General features: G+C 72.7%; 19 protein-coding genes. 11 read left to right on the plus strand and 8 right to left on the minus strand.

Translation table 11 applies throughout. The features are described 5' to 3' along the window. Window positions 1-282 precede the first annotated feature (282 nt). The 4 genes from dnaG to ADL25_RS32455 all read right to left on the minus strand — a co-directional run bounded on the left by dnaG (window position 283) and on the right by ADL25_RS32455 (window position 6,056). Window positions 283-2,190: a DNA primase gene (dnaG, locus tag ADL25_RS32440; RefSeq protein ID WP_059131458.1), complete on the minus strand. Its 1,908-nt coding sequence runs from the start codon at window positions 2,188-2,190 to the stop codon at window positions 283-285. Window positions 2,191-2,324: 134 nt separating this feature from the next. After that, complete coding sequence (locus tag ADL25_RS32445) at window positions 2,325-3,590, minus strand: NAD(P)/FAD-dependent oxidoreductase (protein WP_059131459.1); 1,266 nt, start codon at window positions 3,588-3,590, stop codon at window positions 2,325-2,327. A gap of 104 nt (window positions 3,591-3,694) precedes the next feature. Further along, window positions 3,695-5,068, minus strand: coding sequence for a deoxyguanosinetriphosphate triphosphohydrolase (locus tag ADL25_RS32450; RefSeq protein ID WP_059131460.1), 1,374 nt, complete (start codon window positions 5,066-5,068; stop codon window positions 3,695-3,697). Between the two features lie 85 nt (window positions 5,069-5,153). Further along, on the minus strand, window positions 5,154-6,056 hold the full coding sequence (locus ADL25_RS32455; protein WP_079050712.1) for a sirohydrochlorin chelatase: 903 nt from the start codon (window positions 6,054-6,056) through the stop codon (window positions 5,154-5,156). Between the two features lie 280 nt (window positions 6,057-6,336). Between ADL25_RS32455 and ADL25_RS32460 the strand changes: the two genes are divergently transcribed. Together ADL25_RS32460 and ADL25_RS32465 are read left to right on the plus strand one after the other, a co-directional pair. Beyond that, complete coding sequence (locus tag ADL25_RS32460) at window positions 6,337-7,032, plus strand: SanA/YdcF family protein (RefSeq protein WP_059131640.1); 696 nt, start codon at window positions 6,337-6,339, stop codon at window positions 7,030-7,032. A gap of 129 nt (window positions 7,033-7,161) precedes the next feature. Continuing rightward, the gene (locus tag ADL25_RS32465) at window positions 7,162-9,339 is read left to right on the plus strand and encodes a molybdopterin oxidoreductase family protein (RefSeq protein WP_059131461.1); all 2,178 of its coding nucleotides are present in this window, start codon (window positions 7,162-7,164) and stop codon (window positions 9,337-9,339) included. On the opposite strand, the gene ADL25_RS32470 is transcribed toward ADL25_RS32465, so the two are convergent. Both ADL25_RS32470 and ADL25_RS32475 read right to left on the minus strand, forming a co-directional pair. Next, entirely contained in the window at window positions 9,319-10,263 is a 945-nt protein-coding gene (locus tag ADL25_RS32470; protein ID WP_059131462.1) for an intradiol ring-cleavage dioxygenase, read from the minus strand. The genes ADL25_RS32465 and ADL25_RS32470 overlap by 21 nt on opposite strands. Before the next feature lie 190 nt (window positions 10,264-10,453). Then, a complete protein-coding gene (locus tag ADL25_RS32475) occupies window positions 10,454-10,864 on the minus strand; it encodes a gamma-glutamylcyclotransferase family protein (protein ID WP_059131463.1) in 411 nt (136 codons plus the stop codon). A 217-nt stretch (window positions 10,865-11,081) separates the two neighbouring features. On the opposite strand from ADL25_RS32475, the gene ADL25_RS32480 reads away from it, so the two are divergent. Both ADL25_RS32480 and ADL25_RS32485 read left to right on the plus strand, forming a co-directional pair. Next, the gene (locus ADL25_RS32480) at window positions 11,082-12,728 is read left to right on the plus strand and encodes a M4 family metallopeptidase (RefSeq protein ID WP_059131464.1); all 1,647 of its coding nucleotides are present in this window, start codon (window positions 11,082-11,084) and stop codon (window positions 12,726-12,728) included. A gap of 121 nt (window positions 12,729-12,849) precedes the next feature. Next, window positions 12,850-13,740, plus strand: coding sequence for an aminoglycoside phosphotransferase family protein (locus ADL25_RS32485; protein ID WP_059131465.1), 891 nt, complete (start codon window positions 12,850-12,852; stop codon window positions 13,738-13,740). A gap of 46 nt (window positions 13,741-13,786) precedes the next feature. Here the strand turns inward: ADL25_RS32485 and ADL25_RS32490 are convergent, their stop codons facing one another. Then, window positions 13,787-14,386 carry an NADPH-dependent FMN reductase gene (locus tag ADL25_RS32490; protein WP_059131466.1) on the minus strand — a complete coding sequence of 200 codons (600 nt, stop codon included), beginning with the start codon at window positions 14,384-14,386 and terminating at the stop codon, window positions 13,787-13,789. A 339-nt stretch (window positions 14,387-14,725) separates the two neighbouring features. Here ADL25_RS32490 and ADL25_RS32495 point away from each other — a divergent pair, with 339 nt between their 5' ends. The 7 genes from ADL25_RS32495 (at window position 14,726) to ADL25_RS32525 (ending at window position 21,762) form a co-directional block, all read left to right on the plus strand. Continuing rightward, entirely contained in the window at window positions 14,726-15,250 is a 525-nt protein-coding gene (locus ADL25_RS32495; protein ID WP_059131467.1) for a hypothetical protein, read from the plus strand. Window positions 15,251-15,366: 116 nt separating this feature from the next. Further along, window positions 15,367-16,035: a class F sortase gene (locus ADL25_RS32500; protein WP_059131468.1), complete on the plus strand. Its 669-nt coding sequence runs from the start codon at window positions 15,367-15,369 to the stop codon at window positions 16,033-16,035. A gap of 68 nt (window positions 16,036-16,103) precedes the next feature. Continuing rightward, on the plus strand, window positions 16,104-17,330 hold the full coding sequence (locus ADL25_RS32505; protein WP_059131469.1) for an NAD(P)/FAD-dependent oxidoreductase: 1,227 nt from the start codon (window positions 16,104-16,106) through the stop codon (window positions 17,328-17,330). After that, a complete protein-coding gene (gene nirB / locus ADL25_RS32510) occupies window positions 17,330-19,945 on the plus strand; it encodes a nitrite reductase large subunit NirB (protein WP_059131470.1) in 2,616 nt (871 codons plus the stop codon). The genes ADL25_RS32505 and nirB overlap by 1 nt, the downstream gene beginning before the upstream one ends. Beyond that, the gene (gene nirD / locus ADL25_RS32515; protein WP_059131471.1) at window positions 19,942-20,316 is read left to right on the plus strand and encodes a nitrite reductase small subunit NirD; all 375 of its coding nucleotides are present in this window, start codon (window positions 19,942-19,944) and stop codon (window positions 20,314-20,316) included. The genes nirB and nirD overlap by 4 nt, the downstream gene beginning before the upstream one ends. 29 nt (window positions 20,317-20,345) lie before the next feature. Continuing rightward, complete coding sequence (locus ADL25_RS32520; RefSeq protein ID WP_059131472.1) at window positions 20,346-20,927, plus strand: TetR/AcrR family transcriptional regulator; 582 nt, start codon at window positions 20,346-20,348, stop codon at window positions 20,925-20,927. A 70-nt stretch (window positions 20,928-20,997) separates the two neighbouring features. After that, on the plus strand, window positions 20,998-21,762 hold the full coding sequence (locus ADL25_RS32525; RefSeq protein ID WP_059131473.1) for an SDR family NAD(P)-dependent oxidoreductase: 765 nt from the start codon (window positions 20,998-21,000) through the stop codon (window positions 21,760-21,762). 154 nt (window positions 21,763-21,916) lie between these two features. Here ADL25_RS32525 and ppdK read toward each other — a convergent pair whose 3' ends face one another. After that, on the minus strand, window positions 21,917-24,658 hold the full coding sequence (gene ppdK, locus ADL25_RS32530) for a pyruvate, phosphate dikinase (RefSeq protein ID WP_059131474.1): 2,742 nt from the start codon (window positions 24,656-24,658) through the stop codon (window positions 21,917-21,919). Between the last annotated feature and the right edge of the window lie 51 nt (window positions 24,659-24,709).

Consider the following 24,709-nt stretch of genomic DNA (forward strand, 5'->3'; position numbering starts at 1 on the left):
ATCACACCGGACAACCGGGGGCATCGGGGAAGTTGGGGCACACGAGCGAGAACGAGGAACTGCGGCGTCGTCCCGAGGCACCCGGGGCACGCGTGGACGAGGTCGTGGAACGGCAGGCCACGACGCCCGACCTCGCCGGTCAGGTCGAGCAGGGCCGGGTCCTCGCCGGGCACGGCACGGTGTCACGGTCCCTGGCCGCGGGCCGGTCCGCGATCCTCGACCACCTCGGGATCACCGCGCCCGAGCCGGCCCCGGAGGGCTGCGCACTCCGCGCGGCGGCGCTCACAGCGCCGCCGCCCCGCGTTCCCGCAGCGCCTGGTCGTACTGCTGCAGCACCCACAGTTCGTTCTGCACGGCGGACAGATGGGCCGGGTCGGCGTAGGCGCCCAGGCGGGTCAGCGTGCTCTGGACGTCGCGGACGCGGCGTTCGACGGCACGGCGGCGGACCGTGACCAGCTGGGCGCCCGCGTAGGTCTCGTCCACCTCCTTGCGGAGCATGATCGCCTCGACCGCCAGTTCCGTCACCATGGCGCGCACCGTGTCGTCGGGGGCCGCCTCACGCACGCGGACCAGGTACTCCTGCGGGTCCTGCGCGCCGTACTCCGCGCCGCCGGCCTCCAGGATCGCCTCGCGGACCGCCGCGTACGGCTGCGCGGTGAACTCGTCGACCCCGTACGCGTCGAATGCCGGAGAGACCAGCTCCGGCCTCTGCAGGGCGAGTTTGAGCAGCTCGCGCTCGGTCGCGTAGACCGGGTTGCGGAGGGTCAGCGCCGGGCCCGTCGCCGCCGGGCGGGAGGCCGCCTGGTAGGACTGCGGGGCACGGTGCCCGGCCGGCGCCGGGCCCCGGCCGCCCCGGTCACGCGCCCAACGGGCGAGCTGCGCCACCCGCTTGACCACGAACTGGGTGTCGAGGATGCCGAGCATGCCCGCGAGCTGCACCGCGACCTCGTGCTGGGCACCGCTGTTCTTGATGCGGGCGACGACCGGCGCGGCCTCGTCCAGCGCGGCGGCGCGCCCGGCCGGGGTCTCCAGGTCGTAGCGGCCGAGGATCTGGCGGAGCGCGAACTCGAACAGCGGTGTCCGGGGTTGGACCAGGTCGGCGACCGCGTCGTCGCCCTTGGCCAGACGCAGCTCGCAGGGGTCCATGCCGTCCGGCGCGATCGCGATGTACGTCTCGGCGGCGAACTTCTGGTCGTCCTCGAAGGCGCGCAGGGCGGCCTTCTGGCCGGCCGAGTCACCGTCGAAGGTGAAGATCACCCGTGCCGAGCCGTTGTCCATCAGCAGCCGGCGCAGGATCTTGATGTGATCGCCGCCGAAAGCCGTGCCACAGGTGGCGATGGCCGTGGTGACACCCGCGAGGTGGCAGGCCATGACGTCGGTGTAGCCCTCGACGACGACCGCCCGGCTCGACTTCGCGATCTCCTTCTTCGCCAGGTCGATGCCGTAGAGGACCTGGGACTTCCGGTAGATCGCCGTGTCGGGGGTGTTCAGGTACTTGGGCCCGTTGTCCGCCTCGTACAGCTTCCGCGCGCCGAAGCCGACGACGTCCCCGCCGATGTCGCGGATCGGCCACATCAGCCGACCGCGGAACCGGTCGATGGGGCCGCGCCGGCCCTCCTGGGACAGTCCCGACAGGAGCAGTTCCTTGTCGCTGAAGCCCTTGCCCCGCAGGTAGCGGGTGAGGTGGTCCCAGCCCTGGGGGCTGTAGCCGACGCCGAAGTGGACCGCTGCGGCCTGGTCGAAGCCGCGCTCGGCCAGGAACGCCCGCCCCGCCTCGGCCTCGGGTCCGGCGTCGAGCTGCTCGGCGTACCACTGGGCGGCCAGCTGGTGGGCCTCGACGAGCCGGATGCGCTCGCCACGCTGGTGGGTCGGGTTGTACCCGCCCTCCTCGTACCGCAGCGTGATGCCCGCGCGGGCCGCGAGGCGCTCGACCGCCTCGGAGAAGGAGAGGTGGTCGACCTTCATCACGAACGTGATGGTGTCGCCGCCCTCCTGGCAGCCGAAGCAGTGGAACAGGCCCTTGCTCGGGCTGACCTGGAAGGACGGGGACTTCTCGTCGTGGAACGGGCACAGGCCCTTGAGGTTGCCGCCGCCGGCGTTGCGCAGCTGGAGGTACTCGGACACGACGGCGTCGATCGGGACCGCGTCCCGTACCGCCTTCACGTCCTCGTCGTTGATCCGTCCTGCCACGAGGTGATTCTACGGGGCAGGACCGACACTCCTGGGGCGGGACGGCCGGCCCCCGCCGGGGCCGGCCCGCCGCACGGCAGACGCGCTGCCCCGGGGGGATCACGGCACGCGGGCCGCGGACGGCGGCCTCCGGATCACGGGACGAGGCTCTCCAGCGGCACACCCGGGTCCGCCAGGGCCTCCTGGTCCACGACGGACCTCGACCGGATCAGGTCCTGAATTCGCTCTGTGACGTCCCACACGTTGACGTTCATCCCCGCCAGCACCCTCCCCTCCTTCAGCCAGAAGGCGATGAAGGTCCGCTTCCCGACGTCGCCCCGGATCACCACCTCGTCGTACGACCCCGCCGGCGCCCATCCGGAGTACTCCATCCCGAGGTCGTACTGGTCGGAGAAGAAGTAGGGCAGCCGGTCGTACGTGACCTCGCGCCCGAGCATCGCGCGGGCCGCCGCCGGGCCGCCGTTCAGCGCGTTCGCCCAGTGCTCCACGCGCAGCCGGGTACCGAGGAGGGGGTGGTGGAGGGAGGCGATGTCGCCGGTGGCGTAGATGTCGGGGTCGGAGGTGCGCAGCTGCTCGTCCACCACCACGCCCCCGCCCTGCGCGCGGTCGGCGATCTCCAGGCCCGCCGCCTCGGCGAGCCCGATGCGCGGCGCGGCACCGATCGCCGCGAGCACGTCGTGCGCGGGGTGCTCCTCGCCGTCGTCGGTGCGGGCGGCCAGCACCATGCCGTCCTGGCCGACGATCTCGGTGAGCCGCACACCGAAGCGGAAGCGGACGCCGTGCTCGCGGTGCAGTTCGGCGAAGACGTTGCCCAGCTCGGGGCCGAGAACCGTGTGCAGCGGGGTCGGCCCGTGTTCGACGACCGTGACCTCGGCGCCGTACTCACGGGCGGCGGCGGCGACCTCCAGACCGATCCAGCCGGCACCCGCGATCACGAGATGGCCGTTGTCGCGGCCCAGCGAGGTGAGAACGCCCTTGAGACGCTCGGCGTGGGCGAGACGCCGCAGATGGTGCACGCCGGCGAGGTCCGTGCCCGGGATGTCGAGGCGCCGGGGCTCGGCACCGGTCGCGAGCAGCAGCTTGTCGTAGTGGACAAGGGTGCCGTCGTCGCCGAAACGGACCGTCTTGGCGCCGCGATCGATGGCGTCGACGGTCTGGCCGAGATGCAGTTCGACGTCGTTGCGCGCGTACCAGGCGGGCTCGTGGACGAAGACGCTGTCGCGCTCCTCCTTGCCGAGCAGATACCCCTTGGAGAGGGGCGGCCGCTCATAGGGGTGGTCCCGTTCGTCGCAGATCAGTATCACGCGGCCGGTGAAGCCCTCCGCGCGGAGTGTCTCGGCCGCCTTCGCACCGGCAAGACCTCCTCCGACGATGACGAATGTCTGATCCGCGTCGACCACTTGATGCCTCCTCTTAATGATGTCGCCATATGCGAGCGTCCCGCACGCAGCGTGCAGCGGGAAGGGGGAGTGGCCCGATCAGGCCACTCCCGATCACGTCCGGCTCAGGTCCGCCCCGTCAGCCGCTCGTGCAGGGACCGCGCCGAGGCATCCGTGAGCGAGGCGATCTGGTCGACGATGACCCTTTTGCGCGCACGGTCGTCGGCCGCCTCCTGGAACAGCGCCCGGAACTGCGGATCGAGCCCTTCGGGTGCCCGCTCGGTCAGGGCCGCGGCCAGCTCCGCGACCACGACGCGCTGGTCGGCCCGCAGCCGCTCCTGCTCGGCACGCTGCATCACGTACAGGTCGGCGACCGCCTTCAGGACCGCGCACTCCGTGCGGGCGTCCGCGGGGACGACGAGCTCGGCGGCGTACCGGGTCAGGCGCCCGCTGCCGTACGCCGACCGGGTGGCGCCCTCCGCGGCCAGGCAGAAGCGGCCGATGAGCTGACTGGTGGCGTCCTTGAGCCGGGCCTGGGCGACGGCGGATCCGTCGTAGCCGCTCGGCCACCACTCCTGGCCGAGCAGCCGGTCGAGGGCCTCCGCCAGCTCCTCCGGGTCGGTGTCCGCGGGCACGTACCGCCCCCGGGCGACGGCGAAGACGGCCTCGCGCTCGGGGTCGGCGTGCAGACAGCCCGGGTCGATGTGCCCGGCGTGCAGGCCGTCCTCGAAGTCGTGCACCGAATAGGCCACGTCGTCGGACCAGTCCATGACCTGGGCCTCGAAGCAGGTGCGGTGGCCCGGGGCACCCTTGCGGACCCAGTCGAAGACGGGGCGGTCGTCCTCGTAGACCCCGAACTTCCGGGACGTCGGGTCGGTGGGGTGGGCGCCGCGCGGCCACGGGTACTTGGTGGCGGCGTCGAGGGCGGCGCGCGTGAGGTTCAGGCCCACACTGACGAAATCGCCGGTGTCCTCGCTCCGTACGAACCGCTTGGGCTCGATGCGGGCGAGCAGGCGCAGGGACTGGGCGTTGCCCTCGAAGCCGCCGCAGTCCCGCGCGAACTCGTTCAGTGCCTGTTCGCCGTTGTGTCCGAACGGCGGGTGGCCCAGATCGTGGGAGAGGCAGGCGGCCTCGACGAGGTCGGGGTCGCAGCCGAGGGCGGCGCCCAGCTCACGACCGACCTGGGCGCACTCCAGTGAGTGGGTGAGCCGGGTGCGGGGGCTGGCGTCCCAGGTCTCGACGAGGGTCCCCCCTGGACGGGCGAGACCGAGGACCTGGGGGATCGTGCCGGGCGTGACGACCTGGGTCTTGCCCGCCAGACGGCGCAGTGCGGCCGAGTGCAGCACCCGCGCGCGGTCGCGCTGGAAGGCGGTGCGGCCGGGGCGTTTGTCGGGTTCGGGCGCCCAGCGCTCGGCCGCAGCGGAGTCGTACGCCGAGCCGGCCGAGCCGTTCTCGTACCGCGCGGAGGTCTCGCAGGCCTTCGGTGCAGTGCCGTCCATGACCCGACAGTAAACGCAGCGGGCGGCGATCGGGATGTGCGCGTCCGTCTCCCGCCGGGCCGTTTCGCGCCGTGGAGCCGGTCGTTCAGGCGGAGGTCAGCGCGTGTTCGGCGGCGGCTTCCGGGGCCGCGAGGGTCTGCGCGTAGCGGTGCAGGACAAGACGGGCCATCGCCGGATGGGCGCCGAGCGGGGCCGCGGCGATCCACGGGGCGGCCCCGGCGCACTCCGCGGCGAAGCGGCCGGGCGCTGCGAAGTAGGAGGCGACGGCGATCCGGTGGCGCCCGCGGGCGGTGAGCGCGCGCACTGCGCCGGCGACGGTGGGCGTGGCGGCGGAGGCGTAGGCGGGGACGACCGGGACGCCGAGGCGTTCGGCGAGCAGCCGAGCGGTGCGCCGGGTGTCGGCGGCGGAGTCGGGGTCGCGGGAGCCGGCGGCCGCGAGCACGACGGCGCTCGCCCGGAGCTGGGCGTCACTGAGCGTCGTGCGCCAGCCCGCCTCGACCAGCCGGGCGTAGAGGGTCTCCACGAGCAGGGGGTGCGGGCCGAGCGGGGCGGCCACCCGGGTGTCCGCCCGCGCCGCGGCGGCGGCTTCGGGGATGTCCCGCTTGACGTGGTGACCGCGGCCGAGCAGCAGCGGTACGAGGACGGCGCGGCCGTCGCCGAGCGAGGCGAGCGTGTCGGGCAGCAGCGGCTCGTTCAGCTCGATGTGGCCGAGGCGCACCGGGAGCAGGGGGCGCAGTTCGCGGACGCGCTCGACCAGGGTGCGCACGGTCGCCAGGGCGCGCGGGTCACGGCTGCCGTGCGCCACCAGGACGAGCGCGGGCGGGGCCGGTCGCCGGGTGCCGTCGAGGGACACGAGGCCGAGCCGGGTGCCGAGTTGACTGCCGATCCGGTTCATGAGCTGCGCCGCACTGTCGAGGTGTGCGTCACCGGGCGGCAGCCCGCCGGGGCGGGCGTGGGACTCGTCGCGATAAGGGTTCGACGCCGTCATGGAGCGATCCTGCCGGGGGGAGGTTGCCGCCCCGTTGCACGGCCATGACCGGGTTGTTTTCCGGGGTTTCACAGCACGAAGACGGGTGGTGTGAGGCGGGCCCGGTCGGTTGCGCGCACGCCCCGGAGAGCCACAGGCGCGGGTGCGTCCGCACGACACGACGCGGGAGGGCGGCGGTTCGCGTGAGGCACGTCTCGCGGTGCGGGCGAACCGGATCACCGTACGCTGCGTCCACACTGGCGACACGGTGAAGCGATCGACCTGGGGGGGACGCGTGCCGATGGGCCTGCCGCGCCTGAGGATCCGCCGGCCGAGGCTGCCGCGTACGCGCGCGGGGCGACGCCGGGCCGTACAGGTTCTTGTCCTGGTGTGCGTGCTGGCGCTCCTGCCGGCGACGTGGATGTACCTGGCCACGGGCAGCAGGTTGCGCACGACCGCGGACGTGCCGCGCACGGAGGTGGCCGTCGTCTTCGGCGCCGGTCTCTGGGACGGCGAGCCCTCGCCGTATCTCGCCCATCGGCTGGACGCGGCGGCGCGGCTGTACCGGGCGGGCCGGATCGAGGTCGTCCTGGTCACGGGCGACAACAGCCGCAAGGACTACGACGAGCCGGGTGCGATGCGCGACTATCTGGCCGGGCACGGTGTGCCGCGTGCCCGGGTCGTGACGGACTACGCCGGATTCGACACCTGGGACTCCTGCGTCCGGGCCAAGAAGATCTTCGGTGTGGACCGGGCGGTCCTGATCAGCCAGGGCTTCCACATCCGGCGCGCGGTGGCCCTGTGCCAGGCGGCGGGCGTGACCTCGTACGGCGTCGGCGTCGACGACAAGCACGACGCGACCTGGTACTACGGCGGCACCCGGGAGATCTTCGCGGCGGGCAAGGCCGCCCTCGACGTGCTGTTCCACCCGGGGCCCCGGTTCCTCGGCCCCAGGGAGCACGGCGTCGCCAAGGCACTGGCCGCGGCGCGGGGCTGAGACAAGGCCGGTCCGGGACCCGCCGCGCCGGGACCTCACGCCGCCGCACGCCCCGCGGGGAGGTCCCGGCCCCGGCGGTGTAACGGCGGGCGGCGCGGTACGAAACACGGCATCGGCACGCTGGGCGGCATGCGGACCACCTCGACGCCCACCCACTGCCCGTACTGCGCACTTCAGTGCGGGATGAATCTGACGCTCCTGCCCGGCGGAGGCGTCGAGGTGACGGAGCGCGCGGACTTCCCCGTGAACCGGGGCGCGTTGTGCGGCAAGGGCAGGACGGCGCCGGCCCTGCTGTCCCCCGAGGTGCGGCTGACCTCGCCGTTGGTGCGCTCACAGGGCGTGCTCAGGCCGGCCGGCTGGGACGAGGCCCTGGACCGCGTCGCGGAGGGGCTCTCCAGGACGCGCGCGGAACACGGTCCCGACTCGCTCGGGGTGTTCGGCGGAGGCGGCCTGACGAACGAGAAGGCGTATGCGCTCGGGAAGTTCGCCCGGGTGGTGCTCGGCACCTCGCAGATCGACTACAACGGGCGGTTCTGCATGTCGTCGGCGGCTGCCGCGAGCGTCCGGGCGTTCGGGCTCGACCGGGGGCTGCCGTTCCCGCTGGAGGACGTTCCGCGCACCGGCTGCGTGATCCTCGTCGGCTCCAACCTCGCGGAGACGATGCCCCCCGCTCTGCGTCATCTGACGGAACTGCGGGAGAACGGCGGCACACTGATCGTCGTCGACCCGCGCCGCACCCGCACGGCCGAGCAGGCCGACCTCCATCTGGCCCCCCGGCCGGGCACGGATCTGGCGCTGGCGCTCGGTCTGCTGCACCTCGTCGTCGCCGAGGGCCGCACGGACGAGGCCTACATCCGGGAACGCACCAGCGGCTGGGAGGAGGCGCGGGCCGCCGCGATGGCGCACTGGCCGGAGTACGTGGAGCGGATCACGGGGGTGCCCGTCCCCCGACTGCGCGAGGCGGTACGGCTGTTCTGCACCCCGAAGAGCGCGATGGTGCTGACCGCGCGCGGACCCGAGCAGCAGTCCAAGGGCACGGACACCGTGGGCGCCTGGATCGACCTGTGCCTGGCGACCGGCCGCGCGGGGCGCCCGTACTCCGGCTACGGCTGCCTGACCGGCCAGGGCAACGGGCAGGGCGGCCGCGAACACGGCCAGAAGGCCGACCAGTTGCCCGGCTACCGCAGGCTGACGGACCCGGCGGCACGCCGGCATGTGGCGGAGGTCTGGGGGGTGGATCCGGACACCCTGCCGGGCCCGGGCCGCAGCGCGTACGAACTCCTCGACGCGCTGGGCACGGACATCCGTGGCCTGCTGCTGATGGGCTCCAACCCCGTGGTGTCGGCGCCCCGCGCGGCCCATGTCGAGGAGCGGCTGCGCTCGCTGGACTTCCTCGCGGTCGCCGACGTGGTCCTCTCGGAGACGGCCCGGCTGGCGGACGTGGTGCTGCCGGTCGCGCAGTGGGCGGAGGAGACGGGCACGACGACCAGCCTGGAGGGCCGGGTCCTGCTGCGCCGACGTGCGCTGAGCCCGCCGGCCGGGATCCGCAGCGATCTGGAGGTGCTGCACGAACTGGCCGCCCGGCTCGGCGTGGAGAAGGGCTTTCCCGTGGAGCCGCAGGAGGTCTTCGACGAACTGCGCCGCGCCACGGCGGGCGGCCCGGCGGACTACTCGGGCATCACCTACCGGAGACTTGCCGAGGAGAACGGCGTGTTCTGGCCGTGCCCGGCGCCGCCCGGTTCACAGGCGGGTGTGTCGCCGGGTGTGCTCACCGACGATCCGCCGCAGGAGGAGTCACCGTCCGCCGTCCACCCCGGCACGCCTCGTCTGTTCCTCGACCGGTTCGCCACCGGGGACGGGCGGGCACGGTTCGCCGCCGTGTCGTATCGGGCCTCCGCCGAGGAACCCGACGAGGCCTACCCACTACTGCTGACCACGGGACGGGTCGTCGCCCAGTACCAGTCCGGGGCGCAGACGCGGCGCGTCGACGAACTGAACGCCGCCGCGCCCGGCCCGTACGTGGAGATGCACCCGCGGCTGGCCGAGCGGCTCGGCGTGACGGACGGCGAGCCGGTGGCCGCGGTGTCGCGGCGGGGCCGGGCCGTGGCGCCCGCACGGATCAGCCCAGCCATCCGGCCCGACACCGTGTTCATGCCGTTCCACTGGCCGGGCGAGGGCCGTGCCAACACCCTGACGAACCCGGCTCTCGACCCCACCTCCCGCATGCCGGAGTTCAAGGTGTGCGCGGTGAGGCTGGAACGTGTGGGAGGCGCCCCCGAGGACGGCTCAGGGGCCGGGCGTGTGTGAGGCGCTCGCGGCGCTGTCCGGCGGCGTGCTCGACACCGCTCCCCCGGCAGGGGCGGTCGCCGACGGGGCACCGGGCGTCCCGGCCGGGGACGGGGAGGCGGGCGGTCGTGAGCTGTCGCCGGTGACTGTCCCGTCGCTCTCGCGTGTGGTGTCGATCCCGACGGTCAGGGTCGCGAGCAGCCCTGCGTCCACGTTCCCGGTGACGGCCATCAGCCCGTCCCTCGCACCGCCCCCGCGGTACACCTGGTCCCGGGCGAGCCGGACGCGCGTCCCCTTGTGCCGGGTGTACGGGGACCTCGCGTACACCTCGTCGGCATGGCGGTCGTCGAAGAAGAGCTGCCCGGTCCAGTTGATCCTGCCGCCCTCGTAGGTGCCTGCGGTCCTCCGGCCGCCGGTGTGCACCCTGACGTCGATGTGGGGGGCGCGCGAGGCGTACCAGCCGGGGAAGACGGTCACGAACTCGGCGACGCCGTCGGCGCCGGTCTGCTGAAAGCCCCTCAGATACGCCCCTGCCCGCGTGCCGCCGGCCTCCCGGCTCGCGGCGGGCGGCGTGCCGCCGGGTGAGCCGGAGTAGTGGCCCTGCGCGTCGCAGTGCCAGATCTCGACGGCCGCGCCCGACAGGAGGGCGCAGGCGTGGGGCTCGTCGCGCACGGTCAGCCGCACCGTGAGCGGCACTCCCGGCCTGCCGTCGGTGATGTCCTTGCGGACGGGCGCTCCGCGGAGGTGGTACGGCCCCGCCGTGGTGCCCGGTGTCAGCACGCACAACTCACCGGCGGAGCCGGGGCTCGGCGCCTGGCGGGAACCGGGGGCGCGGGAGCCGCGGGTCGGGGAGGAACAGGCGCCGGCCCCGAGTCCCAGGACGGCACCCGCGGCGCCGCCGCCCAGCGCGAGCACCCGCCGCCGGGAGATGTCCCTGTCGGTCATGGCCGGGACCCTAGGACGCACGGCTCTGCGGTGGGAGGGGAATCACGGCCCGGTCGCCCGCACGAGCGACCCCGCTGCCCGGGCGGCCACGTCCGCCCCGGGACACCGTGCCGCCGGTGTCGATCCATCGGGGACCGGGACGGGCGCCTCCCGGCGGCTCCTCCTCCGCGGGGGCCTTTCGGCCGCCGTCTCAGGGGCGGGCCAGCCAATCCCCGCCCTCGATCGGTCTGCCGTGCGCGCGCAGTCGTGCCGCGACGGCGGGCGCGGCGAGGTACACCCACGCCCGGACCGCCCTGCCGTCGGACGCCGTCACCTCCCGGTCCACCCGCTCGTAGAGACTGCGGGGGTCGCCCGGGACGTACTCCTCCAACCGGTCGAGGGCGTCGAGCAGTTCGCCGTACGCCTCGGGCAGCGCGGTGACGATCTCACCGGTGACCGTGCCGCCGTGCTGCTCCACGGCGTAGGGGTATCCGGGACCGTCGTACAGCAGGGCCCCGGGCAGCAGCCCCGGCTCCTCGCAGCGGGTGCGCCCGCGCAGGAACACGTCGTGGTAACGCTCACCGGGGCGCAGTGTCCCGTACACGAAGAACGGCAGTCTCACCTGCCCGCTCCTCGGTTGATCCCATGGGCCGCCACCATGATCGGTCTTCCTTCCGCACCCGTGCCGAGTCCCTGCAGAAACGATTTTCACCCCCCTCACACATCTCCTCGAACGCGCTATGGACATGACATGTCATGAACCCTTAAACCGGTGAGACGTCCGGGGCCGCCGCCCCCGACCCCCACATGCGCCCCCACGCGCCTTCCCGAGGAGACCGATGAGTCGGATACGGCACATCCGAGGTTCCCGCCTCGCCGCGGCCGGCACGGCCGCGACCACCGCGGTCCTGCTGGCCGCCGCCCTCGCCCCCGCTCCCGCCGGCGCCGCGGACAGACCCGACCGGGCCACCGCGATCGCCAACGCCGCGACGGCACTGGTGCACCAGGCGGCGCGCCTCGGCCTCACCCCGGCACAGGGCACCACCGTACGGGACGTCGTCGTGGACGCCGACGGCAGCCAGCACGTGCGCTACGACCGGACATACCGTCAGCTCCCCGTCCTCGGCGGGGACTTCGTGGTCCACCTCGCCCCCGGCGGCTCCTACCGCAGTGCGGACCGGGCCACCGGGCGAGCCATCACCGTGCCGACGACCACCCCCACGGTCAAGGCACCCGAGGCGGCCGACCTGGCCACCGCCGCGCTGCGCGCCGTGAACGCCGGCGAGTTGCTCAAGCGCGTGACCGCCAAGCCGCAGCTCGTCGTCGACGCCCTGCACGGCGCGCCGAAGCTCGCCTGGCGCACCGATGTCGTCGGCCAGGACTCGCTCGGCAACCCGGTCGCCCGCACCGTCCTCACGGACGCCCGCACCGGGAGGCAGATCGACGCCTGGGACAGCATCGAGACGGCGACCGGTGACGGGAAGTCCCTCTACAGCGGCACGGTCGCCCTGGAGACCACGCAGTCCGGCTCCACGTACCAGCTCAAGGACCCGACGCGCGGCGACACCTACACCGGCGACGCGGCGAACAAGACGGACCTGTGCTTCCTCGGGATCTGCCTCAGCCGGGCACCCGCCACCCTGTTCACCGACCCGGACAACCACTGGGGCACGGGGGCGGCGACGGACCGTTCGTCCGCGGCGGTGGACGCGCAGTACGGCACCGACGAGACCTGGGACTACTACAAGAACGTCCACGGCCGCAACGGCATCGCGGGCGACGGCAAGGGCTCGTACAACCGCGTGCACTACGGCACCAACTACAACAACGCCTTCTGGGACGACACCTGCTTCTGCATGACGTACGGCGACGGCGACGGCAGCACCTTCGGCCCGCTGGTTGCGCTGGACGTGGCGGGCCACGAGATGTCGCACGGTGTGACGTCGAAAACGGCGGCACTGACGTACTCGGGTGAGTCGGGCGGCCTGAACGAGGCGACGTCGGACATCTTCGGGACGCTGGTGGAGTGGTATGCGAACAACTCCTCCGACCTCGGTGACTACCTCATCGGCGAGAAGATCGTCCGCTCGGGCTTCGGCCAACCGGCCCTGCGGTTCATGGACAAGCCGTCGAAGGACGGGAACTCCGCGGACTGCTGGAGCTCGTCGGTCGGGAACCTCGACGTCCACTACTCCTCGGGCGTCGCCAACCACTTCGCGTACCTGCTCGCGGAGGGCAGTGGCGCGAAGACACTCAACGGGGTGTCCTACAACTCCCCCACCTGCAACGGCTCGACGGTCACCGGCATCGGCCGGGACAAGCTCGGCAAGATCTGGTACCGGGCCCTGACGGTCCACATGACGTCCTCGACCAACTACTCGGGCGCCCGCACGGCGACGCTGAGCGCGGCGAAGGACCTCTACGGCGCAGGCAGCGCCGAGTACAACGCCGTGGCGGCGGCGTGGACCGCGGTGGGCGTGGGCTGACCGACCCGGCTCCGGCTCCGGCTCCGGCTCCGGCTCCGGCTCCGGCGAAAACCCGTGGCAGGTCGGGTCCCGGTGCGCCTACGCTCCGGGACCCGACCGGTCCACGGCCCCACGGAGTCCCATGCCCACCACGAAGATGCACGCCGACGAACTCGACGTCGACGACGCCCTGGTGCGCCGCCTGGTCGCCGACCAGTTCCCGCAGTGGGCGCGCCTGCCCGTCGCCCGGGTCCCGTCCGCCGGGACGGACAACGCCATGTTCCGGCTGGGCGACGACATGGTCGTACGGCTGCCGCGCCGGCCCGACGGGGCCCGGCAGGTGACCGAGGAACAGCGCTGGCTCCCCCGGCTCGCCCCGCATCTGCCGCTGACGGTTCCGGTGCCGCTCGGCAGGGGGGAGCCTGCCCCGGGGTACGGGCAGCCGTGGTCGGTGCTGCGCTGGCTGGACGGCGAGAACGCCTACGACGCCCCGATCACCGAACTGGCCGATGCCGCCGTCCGGCTGGGCCGTTTCGTGGTGGCGTTGCGGAGGGTGGACGCCACCGGCGGCCCGGCATCCTGGCGCGGCGGACCGGTCGGGGCGAACGACGCGTACGTCCGCGCGGCGATCCGCGACCTGGGCGCCCGCGGCAGGGTGGACCCGGCCGCGGCGACCGCGCTGTGGGAGGAGGTGGTCCGGCTGCCGCCCTGGGACGGCGGTCCCGTCTGGCTGCACGGCGACCTTCTGCCCGGCAATCTGCTGACCTCGGCCGGCCGGCTCACCGCGGTGATCGATTTCGGTGGCCTGGGGGTGGGCGACCCGGCGGCCGACACGCTGGCGGCGTGGGCGGTCTTCACGGCCGGCACCCGCGACCTGTTCCGTGAGGCGGCCGAGGTCGACGACGCCACCTGGCAGCGGGGGCGCGGCTGGGCGCTGTGCTTCGGCCTCATGGCGGAGCACTACTACCGGACGACCAATCCGGTACTCGCCGCGGTGGGCCATCGGGCGGCGGCCGAGGCACTCCAGGGCTGACGGCTCCCGCACGCCCGGGACACCTCCGGCAGGGCGGCGCACAGCACTACCCGGCGTACGGGCTCCTCTCCTTCGCCTCCCGCAGCGCCCGTGCCCACCAGACCAGTTGGTCCAGCATCACCTTGGCCGCCGCTGCGGGTCCGGACGTGTCGCGCGGGTGCCCCTCCGCGTCGAACGCGGCGCCCGCACCGTGAAAGGACACCGTGTCCCGCACGGTGACCGCGTGGAGCTCGGCGAAGACCTGACGGAGGTGTTCCACCGCACGCAGGCCTCCGGAGACGCCGCCGTACGAGACGAGGGCGACCGGTTTGGCACGCCACTCGGTGTAGTGCCAGTCGATCAGGTTCTTCAGCCCGGCCGGGAACGAGTGGTTGTACTCGGGGGTCAGGACGACGTACGCGTCGGCGTCGGCCAGCTTCGGGGTGACCCCGGCGAGTGCGTCCTTCGCCTCCGGGGTCGGGGACAGCGTCGTCGGCAGGGCGACCTCGGCCACGTCCACGACGTCGGGTACGAGGTCGTCCCGTTCACGGACCCGGCCGAGCAGCCAGTCGGCGACGACGGGTCCGAAGCGGCCCTGCCGGTTGCTGCCGACGACGACGGCGACGCGGACGGGTGGGACGACAGGGGGTTGCGTGGTGGTGTTCATGGCACCACCCTCGTACCTCAACCTTTCTTGAGGTCAAGCGACACCTCCGCCCGGACGCCGCCCCACGGGCCACCCGTGCGCGTCACCCGTTTCGCAGCCACCCCTGCACCCTTCGGGTGTTCCCTGACGGGCCGCCGGAAATGCACCGGTGACCTGCCGAAACGTCGCCGCGACGCCTCCCTTGACGCCGGGGATGACACCCGTTCATCCTATTTCTGACGTGCCGTCAGAAAGCGGGGGCGACGGACTGCCGCTTTCCTCGAAAGGGCAGGGGCACGACCTACGCAGCGGCACACTCGGGATGTCGCGGGCCGTGCTCTCTCTCCGAGGAGCACCACGATGCGACGAACGGCCCGCCTGGTCACCGGTCCCGCGCTCGCCGTCGCCGCCGCGGCGCTCGCCGCCGCACCCGCGTACGGCGCGAACACCGACGAGCTGGCGGTCTCTCCCACGATCGCCGTGCCCGGCGGGCAGGTCACCGTCGACACGACGGCCTGCGGCCCGGACGGCTCGGCGGCCGGCGACGCCTCGGCGGTCGGCGCCGGAACGTTCATGCTGGCGCCCGGCACGCACGGGGCGAAGGCGACGGCGCGGTTCCGGGTGCCCCCGGGCGCGCAGCCGGGTACCTACGAAATCGTCGCGACGTGCTCCGGCGCACAGCACACGACCGTGACCGGGGACCTGGTGGTCTCCCTGACCGCGGTCAAGGACCCGGCGCTCCCGCAAGGAAGCGTGAAGACGGGGGTCGGCGGCGCACTCGGCCCCGACCCCGTGAAGACCGCGGCCGGTGTGGCGGCTCTTGCCGTCGCGGCCGCGGGCGGTACCTGGCTCCTGCATCGCCGGGTGAAGGGCGACGGGATCTGACGGACACCCTCCGCGGTCCGTCGGCCGGTACCGCCAACCCGCTCCCCCTCCGGGTCCGATGCCCCTCGCGGCCCGGAGGGGGCCCGGTAGACCCCTCACCCCGCAAGGAGGCTCATGTGCGCAAGGTCGGCAAGTCCCGCACCGCCGGTGACGCCGCGATAGCGTCCGTCACTGCGGTCGCCCTCCTGGCCGGCATATGGCTGCTGCAAGGCGCCGACGAGCCCGCGTCGCCCCCGCAGCCGACGGCCGCTCAGGCCGCCCTGGGCACGGACCAGGAGCGGTTCGGCCCGCCCGCCCTGCCGCCCTCGCCACCGGACCGCATCCGCATACCCTCCCTGCACGTCGACGCCCCCCTCACCCGCCTCGGCCTGACCGGCACCGGGGCGCTCCAGGCCCCGCCCGCCGCCGCCAAGAACCTCGCGGGCTGGTACGAGAACGGCGCCACGCCCGGCGAAGCAGGCACCGCGGTCGTCGCCGGCCACGTCGACAACACCACGGGCCCCGCCGTCTTCTACGACCTCGGCGCGCTGAAGAAGGGCAGCACGATCGATGTGCACCGACGCGACGGCTCGACCGCCGTCTTCACGGTGTACGCGGTCCAGGTCTTCCAGCGGAAGGACTTCCCCGACGCCAAGGTCTACGGTCCCGCCGCCCGCCCCGAACTCCGGGTGATCACATGCGGGGGCGGCTACTCACGCAGGACGGGCTACCGGGGGAACGTGGTGGTCTTCGCCCGCTTCACGGTCGGCCACCCGGCCCTCACACTCCCGCTCCGCCTCCGCTGAGGTCAGCGTTCCGGACGGGAAACAGCCGTGATGCGGGCGGGTAACGTCGGCACCGCACGCTTCGATGCATGACCTCGAATACGCGTGTGGTGGTGATCGGCGCCGGACTCGCGGGCGTCCGTCTCGCCCGGCGCCTAGGCGAACTCGGCACGCCCGCCCTGCTCGTCGGCGAGGAGGAGCACCCCCCGTACAACCGCGTGCTGCTGGCCGACGTCCTGGCCGGCCGCTACCCGCCCGAGGTGATCTCCCTGCCGGCCCCGGAGCGCCTGATGCGCGCCCGGGTCACCCGGATCGACCGCGCCGGCCGTGAGCTCCACTGCTCCGACGGCTCGGTGATCGCATACGGCACGCTCGTCCTCGCCACCGGATCCAACCCGGTGCTTCCGCCCCTGCGCGGCCTGCTCGCCCCCGGCCGGGCCGAACTGCCCGAGGGCGTCCACGCCTTCCGCACCATGGACGACTGCCTCCGGCTCGCCGGGGCGGTACGCGAGGGGGTGCGGGCCGTGGTCATCGGCGGCGGGCTGCTGGGGGTCTCCGCCGCCCGCGCCCTCGCCGCCCGCGGTACCCAGGTGGTCCTCGCCCAGCAGGCGGAGCGGCTGATGGAACGCCAGCTCGACCCGGGCGCCTCGGCACTGGTGTGCCGTCACCTCGCCGCCCTGGGTGTCGAGGTGCACACCGAGACCCGGGTCCGCGGTGTGCGCACCCGGGCGGGCGCGGTCCGTTCCGTGGAGATGGCCGACGGCTACTCCCTCGACACCGACCTCGTGGTGCTGGCCTGCGGTGTCCTTCCGCGGGTGGGCCTGGCCCGGGAGGCGGGCCTGGCCGTGGACAGCGGCGTCCTCGTCGACGACGAACTGCGCACCTCGGACCCGGGCATCCGGGCGATCGGGGACTGCGCCCAGCACGCCGGCACCGTGTACGGGCTCGCCGCCCCCGCACTCGAGCAGGCCGGTGTCCTCGCCGAGCTGCTCGCGGGCGGGGCGGGCGACCGGACCCGCCGCTACACCGGCACCCGTTCCCTCACCCGGCTCACCTTCGCCGGGCGGGACGTCCTGGATCTCGCCGCGTTCGGCGAGCCGGACCCCCGCCCCGGCGACGACGTCGTGCGGCTCGCCGACGCCACCCGCGGTACCTACCGCAAGGTCGTCGTCCGAAAGGACCGCCTGGTCGGCGGCGTGCTCGTCGGCGACCTCGGCACCGTCGGCGCCCTCGCCCGCGCCTGGGAGGGTGCCGAGCCCCTTCCCACGGGCGGCGCCCCGCTGCTGCATCTGCTCACCAACGATGGAGGCTCCTGATGTCCACGACCGCACGCGGCGGGGACCGCCCCACGATCGTGCTCGTCGGCCACGGCATGGTCGGCCAGCGCTTCCTGGAAGCGCTGGCCGAGCGCGGCCTGACCGCCACGCACCGCGTGGTCGTGCTGTGCGAGGAGCCGCGTCCCGCCTACGACCGGGTCCGGCTCACCTCGTACTTCTCGGGCACCACGCCCGAGGAACTGTCGATGACCGACATGGAGTTCATCAACAGGCACGGGATCGAACTCCGCGTCGGCGACCCCGCCGGAAGGATCGACAGGGACACCCGCACCGTCACCGCGCGCTCCGGGCTCACCGTCCCGTACGACACGCTTGTCCTCGCCACCGGCTCCTACCCCTTCGTGCCGCCGGTCCCCGGCAAGGACGCCGAGGGCTGCTTCGTCTACCGCACCGTCGAGGACCTGCTGGCCATCGAGAGGTACGCGAGGACGCGGGCCCGCACGGGCGCGGTGGTCGGCGGCGGGCTGCTCGGCCTGGAGGCGGCCGGCGCGCTCAAGGGTCTGGGCCTCTTGACGCACATCGTGGAGTTCGCGCCGCGGCTGATGCCCGTGCAGGTCGACGAGGGCGGTGGGGCCGCCCTTCTGCGCACCATCGAGGACATGGGCCTGACCGTGCACACCGGCACGGGCACCCAGGAGATCGTCGCCGGTGCGGACGGCACGGTGGCGGCCATGAAGCTGTCCGACGGCTCCGAGCTGGCCACCGACATGGTGGTGTTCTCGGCCGGAGTCCGCCCCCGCGACCGGCTCGCCCGCGACTGCGGGCTGACGGTGGGCGAGCGCGGCGGCATCGCCGTGGACGAGCAGTGCCGTACGGTCGCGGACCCCCGTGTGTTCGCGATCGGCGAGTGCGCACTCGCCTCCGACGGCCGGGTGTACGGGCTGGTCGCGCCGGGTTACGAGATGGCGGAGACTGCCGCGGCCACGATCGCCGCCGACGAGGCCGCGTTCACCGGGGCAGACCTGTCCACCAAGCTCAAGCTGCTCGGCGTGGACGTCGCGTCGTTCGGCGACGCGCACGGCACCACCGAGGGCTCACTCGACGTCACCTACGCGGACTCGCGTTCGGGCACGTACAAGAAGCTGGTCGTCGGCCGGGACGGGGAACTGCTCGGCGGCATCCTGGTCGGTGAGGCGGAGGCCTACGGGACGCTGCGCGCGCTCACCGGTTCGGTGCCGCCCGTACCGCCGGAGTCCCTGGTGCTGCCCGCCGGAGCCGGGTCACCCGCCCCGCTCGGACCGTCCGCGCTGCCGGACGAGGCGGTCGTCTGCTCCTGCCACAACGTCTCCAAGGGCACGATCCGCGACGCGATCACCGGGCACCGGTGCACCACCGTGCCGGAGGTGCAGAAGTGCACCAAGGCCGGCACGGGCTGCGGAAGTTGCGTCAAGGTGCTCGGCGGCCTGGTCGCCGACGAACTGGCGGCGAGCGGTGTCGAGGCCGACAAGGGCCTGTGCGGCTGCTTCCCGCAGACGCGGGAGGAGCTGTACGAGATCGTCCTCAGCCTGCGTGTCTCCTCCTATCGGCGGCTGCTCGACCGGTTCGGGCACCGACGCGCGCGGGGCGGGGACGGGTGCGAGATCTGCAAGCCCGCGGTCGCCTCGATCATCGCCTCCCTGGCCCCGGCGATCGGCGCCTACGGACATGTGCTGGACGGCGAGCAGGCGGCACTTCAGGACACCAACGACCACTTCCTCGCCAACCTGCAGAAGAACGGCTCCTACTCGGTCGTGCCTCGCATCGCCGGCGGCGAGATCACCCCGGAGAAGCTGATCGTGATCGGTGAGATCGCCCGCGACTTCGGCCTCTACACGAAGATCACCGGAGGCCAGCGCATCGACATGTTCGGCGCGCGGGTGGAGCAACTGCCGCTGATCTGGACCCGGCTGGTCGACGCCGGGTTCGAGTCCGGCCATGCCTACGGCAAGGCGCTGCGTACCGTGAAGTCCTGCGTGGGCCGGACCTGGTGCCGCTACGGCGTCCAGGACTCCGTGCGCATGGCGATCGATCTGGAACTGCGCTACCGGGGGCTCAGGTCCCCGCACAAGCTGAAGTCGGCGGTCTCCGGCTGCGCCCGCGAGTGTGCGGAGGCCCGGTCCAAGGACTTCGGCGTGATCGCCACGGCGAACGGCTGGAACCTCTATGTGGGCGGGAACGGCGGCGCCTCCCCGCGCCATGCCGATCTGCTCGCCCAGGACCTCTCCGACGCCGAACTCGTCCGTACGATCGACCGCTTCCTGATGTTCTACATCCGCACCGCCGACCGGCTGGAGCGCACCTCGGTGTGGCTGGAGCGGATCCCGGGAGGTCTTGCCCACGTACGGGACGTGGTGGTCCACGATTCCCTCGGGATCTGCGGGGAGCTCGAGTCCCTGATGGCGGCCCATGTGGCGAACTACCGCGACGAATGGGCCGAGACCGTCGCCGACCCCGAGAAGTTGGCTCGTTTCGTGTCGTTCGTCAACGCGCCGGACACCCCGGACCCCGTCGTCGGCTTCGTGCCCGAGCGCGACCAGATCAAGCCCGACCTGCCGTTGCTGGCCATCGGCCCCCGCCCCGACGAGGACGTCCTGGAAGGAAGTGCCGCACGATGACCCTGGCATCGGGGACGACCGGTCCGAAGGTCCAGCTCCGCCTCGACGGGGACGGCTGGTTCACGGTCTGCGACCTGAGCCTGCTGACCCCCGAGGGCAGAGGCGTGGCCGCGCTGCTGCCGGACGGCCGCCAGGTGGCGCTCTTCCGCGACCGCGCCGGCCGGCTGTACGGCATCGACAACCGGGACCCCTTCGGCGGCGCGGCGGTGCTCTCTCGCGGCCTGACGGGCACCCACGACGGCCGGCCGTTCGTCGCCTCCCCTCTGCTGAAGCAGCGCTTCGACCTGCTCTCCGGCCGGTGCCTGGACGACGAGTCGGTTCGGGTGGCGACCTACGAGGTGCGTACCGCGCTCGACCCTTTGCTTGACTGATCGTTCCGGAAAATCCTAGGCTCCGGCATATGGCGAGGACCAAGGAGTTCGACCCCGACGCCGCGCTGCAGGCGGCCCTGGAGCTGTTCTGGCGGCGCGGCTACGAGGCGACGTCCATGTCCGACCTGGTCGAGCACCTGGGGATCGGGCGCGCCAGCCTGTACGCGACGTTCGGCAGCAAGCACGAGCTCTACCTCAAGGCGTTCGACCGTTACGGCGAGAACCGCGACGCCGTCCTGCTGAGGGAGCTGTCCCGGCCGGGACCCGCACTGCCGGCCGTACGGGCCGTCCTGCGCCGCTTCGCCGCGGAGGCGGCCGACGAGGAGCGGCTCAGCGGCTGCCTCGTCACGAACACGGCCGCCGAGCTCGCACCGCACGACCCGGAGGCGGCCCGCCGCGTCGAGCAGCGGTGGGACTACGCCGAGACCCTGCTGCACTCGGCGCTGGCCCGCGCACAGGCGCAGGGGGAACTGTCCGGCGACCGCGATCCGCGCGCCCTCGCCCGCATGCTGCTGGTGGTGATGCAGGGGCTGCGGGTCGCCGGGAAGGCCTCGTCGGACCCGGCACGCGTGCGGGACGCGGCGGAGCAGGCCCTGTCCGTGCTCGACTGAGGCACTCGTGCGGTCAGGCCCGGGGCCATGCCGTCATACTGAACCAATCGTTCCAATAAAGGGGGAGATCATGAGCACTCGCTTCTCCGGCCGCACCGCCCTCGTCACCGGCGCCGGCTCCGGCATCGGCCGGGCGATCGCGCAAGCGCTGGCCGCGGAGGGCGCACGGGTCGTCGTCGCCGGAAGACGGCGCGAACCGCTTCAGGAGACGGTCCGGCTCATCGAGGAGCGGGGCGGGACCGCGCTCGCGGCGACCGCCGACGTCGCACGCCCCGGAGACGCCGAGGCACTGGTCCAGGCGGCGGTGGACCACTACGGCTCGCTCGACGTGGCGGTCAACAACGCCGGCGTCTTCCGGGGCGGCCGGCCCCTGGCCGACCTTCCGGAGGCCGACTGGCACAGCCAGCTCGACATCAACGTCAGCGGCATGTTCCTGGCTCTGCGGGCACAGATCCGCCGGATGCGGACCCAGCCGTCGGGCGGCGCGATCGTCAATGTCTCCTCCACCTTCGGACTCCACACCACAACCCCCGGGGCCGCCGCCTACTCCGCCACCAAGGCCGCCGTGACCGCGCTCAGCCGCGGCGCCGCCCTGGACCACATCCGCGACGGGGTCCGTATCAACGTGGTCAGCCCGGGAGCCACCGACACCCCGATGTCACTGCGATCCGGCGAGACGGAGGCCGGGCGCACCGAGCGCGCGAGGGCCACGCTCCCGCTGGGCCGGATCTCGGCGACACAGGAGGTGGCCGCCGCCGTGCTCTATCTCGCCTGCGACGACGCCGCCTCCGTCGTCGGCACCGATCTCGTGGTGGACAGCGGCGGCTCGCTCTGACGCCTGCGGCCCGCCGCGAACGGACCGCGTACGGCAAGAGGGCGGCACCCCCCGCACAGGGGTGCCGCCCTCTCCCGGTGTCCGGTGCCGCCCTCGTGTCGGTTCGGTGAGGGTCGGGGTGACCGACGACGGCCCCGGAGGTCTCGCGCCGGCGTCAGCGGTGGTCGCTGCCCTCCGCCAGTGATGCCGCCCGGCCCGCCTCAAGGCGGGCCACCGGGATCCGGAACGGGGAGCAGGAGACGTAGTCGAGGCCGACCTCGTGGAAGAAGTGGACGGACTCGGGGTCGCCGCCGTGCTCGCCGCAGACCCCGAGCTTGAGGTCGGGGCGGGTGGCACGGCCGGCCGTGGCGGCGGCCTTCACCAGGGAGCCGACGCCGTCCCTGTCGATCGTCTCGAACGGGCTGACGCCGAAGATGCCCTTCTCCAGGTACGCCGTGAAGAAGCTCGCCTCCACGTCGTCCCGGCTGAAGCCCCACACCGTCTGGGTGAGGTCGTTCGTGCCGAAGGAGAAGAACTCGGCGGCCTCGGCGATCTGAGCTGCGGTCAGCGCGGCACGCGGCAGCTCGATCATGGTGCCGATGGCCAGCTTCAGCGTCGCGCCGGAGGCCGCCTCCACCTCGGCGATGACCCGGTCCGCCTCCTCGCGCACGATCTCCAGCTCCTGGACGGTGCCGACGAGCGGGATCATGACCTCCGCGCGCGGGTCGCCCTTGGCGGCCTTGCGTTCGGCGGCCGCCTCCGCGATGGCCCGCACCTGCATCGTGAACAGTCCCGGGATGACGAGGCCGAGGCGCACCCCGCGCAGGCCCAGCATCGGGTTCTGCTCGTGCAGCCGGTGCACCGCCTGGAGGAGACGCAGGTCGTTCTCGTGCGGCTCCTGACGGGACTCCGCAAGCGCCACGCGCACCGAAAGCTCGGTGATGTCCGGCAGGAACTCGTGCAGCGGCGGGTCCAGGAGCCGGACCGTCACCGGGAGGCCGTCCATCGCCTCGAAGAGCTCCACGAAGTCCTGCTTCTGCAGCGGAAGCAGCTCCTTCAGGGACTCCTCGCGCTCGGTCTCGGTGTCCGCCAGGATCAGGCGCTCGACCAGCTCGCGCCGGTCGCCGAGGAACATGTGCTCCGTGCGGCACAGGCCGATGCCCTGCGCCCCGAAGCGCCGCGCGCGCAGCGCGTCCTCGGCGTTGTCCGCGTTGGCGCGTACGCGCAGACGGCGCTTGCGGTCGGCGAACGCCATGATCCGGTGCACGGCCTCGACCAGTTCGTCGGCGTCGTCGGCACCCGCGTGCATCCGGCCCTCGAAGTACTCCACCACCGGCGAGGGCACCACCGGGACCTCACCGAGGTACACCTTGCCGCTCGACCCGTCGATCGAGATGAGGTCGCCCTCCTCGACGACGTGCCCGCCGGGCACGGTCATCCGCCGGCGCTTGGTGTCGACCTCCAGCTCCTCGGCGCCGCACACACAGGTCTTGCCCATGCCGCGGGCCACGACGGCCGCGTGCGAGGTCTTGCCGCCGCGCGAGGTCAGGATGCCCTCGGCCGCGATCATGCCGTCCAGGTCGTCGGGGTTGGTCTCGCGGCGCACCAGGATGACCTTCTCGCCCGAGCGGGACCACTTCACCGCGGTGTACGAGTCGAAGACCGCCTTGCCGACCGCCGCGCCCGGCGAGGCCGCGATGCCCCGGCCAACCTGCTCGACCTTCGCGTGCTCGTCGAAGCGCGGGAACATCAGCTGCGCGAGCTGGGCGCCCGTCACCCGCTGGAGCGCCTCCGCCTCGTCGATGAGGCCCTGGTCCACCAGCTGCGTCGCGATGCGGAAGGCCGCGCCCGCGGTGCGCTTGCCGACGCGGGTCTGCAGCATCCACAGCCGGCCGCGCTCGATGGTGAACTCGATGTCGCACAGGTCCTTGTAATGGTTCTCCAGCGTCTCCATGATCTGCATCAGCTGGTCGTACGACTTCTTGTCGATCTGCTCCAGATCGGCGAGGACCACGGTGTTGCGGATGCCCGCGACGACGTCCTCGCCCTGCGCGTTCTGCAGGTAGTCGCCGTACACGCCCTGATGCCCGGAGGCGGGGTCGCGGGTGAAGGCCACGCCGGTACCCGAGTCGGGGCCCAGGTTGCCGAAGACCATCGAGCAGACGTTGACGGCCGTGCCCAGGTCGTGCGGGATGCGCTCCTGGCGCCGGTAGAGCTTCGCCCGGTCGCCGTTCCACGAGTCGAAGACCGCCTTGATGGCCAGGTCCATCTGCTCGCGCGGGTCCTGCGGGAAGTCGCGCCCGGCCTCGGTCTTGACGATCTTCTTGAACTTGGTGACCAGCTTCTTGAGGTCCGCGGCCTCCAACTCCGTGTCGACCGAGACCTTCTTGGCCTGCTTGGCCGCCTCGAGCGCGTCCTCGAAGAGGTCGCCCTCGACACCGAGAACGGTCTTGCCGAACATCTGGATGAGACGGCGGTAGGAGTCCCAGGCGAAGCGCTCGTCGCCGGCCTGCTTCGCCAGACCCTGCACCGACTTGTCGGAGAGCCCGATGTTCAGGACCGTGTCCATCATGCCGGGCATGGAGAACTTCGCACCGGAACGCACCGAGACCAGCAAGGGGTCGTCGGCCTGACCGAGCTTCTTCCCCATCCGCTTCTCGAGCGCCTCGAGGTGCGCACTCACCTCGTCACGCAGTGCCGCCGGCTCCTCACCGCTGTCCAGGTAGACCTTGCAGGCCTCCGTGGTGATGGTGAAGCCCGGAGGGACGGGCAGACCCAGGTTGGTCATCTCGGCGAGGTTGGCACCCTTGCCGCCGAGGAGGTCCTTGAGGTCCTTGTTGCCTTCGGTGAAGTCGTAAACGAACTTCACGCCCTCGCCGCCGTTTTCAGCTACGTGGGGATCTTTGTTTTCCGACACGGTCTCGACTCCTCGAGGACGCGGTGGCTGCCCTGACGGCGAGGAACATAC

The organism is Streptomyces sp. NRRL F-5122 (assembly GCF_001507435.1).
In the GTDB taxonomy this organism is placed as follows: Bacteria; Actinomycetota; Actinomycetes; order Streptomycetales; family Streptomycetaceae; genus Streptomyces; species Streptomyces lannensis.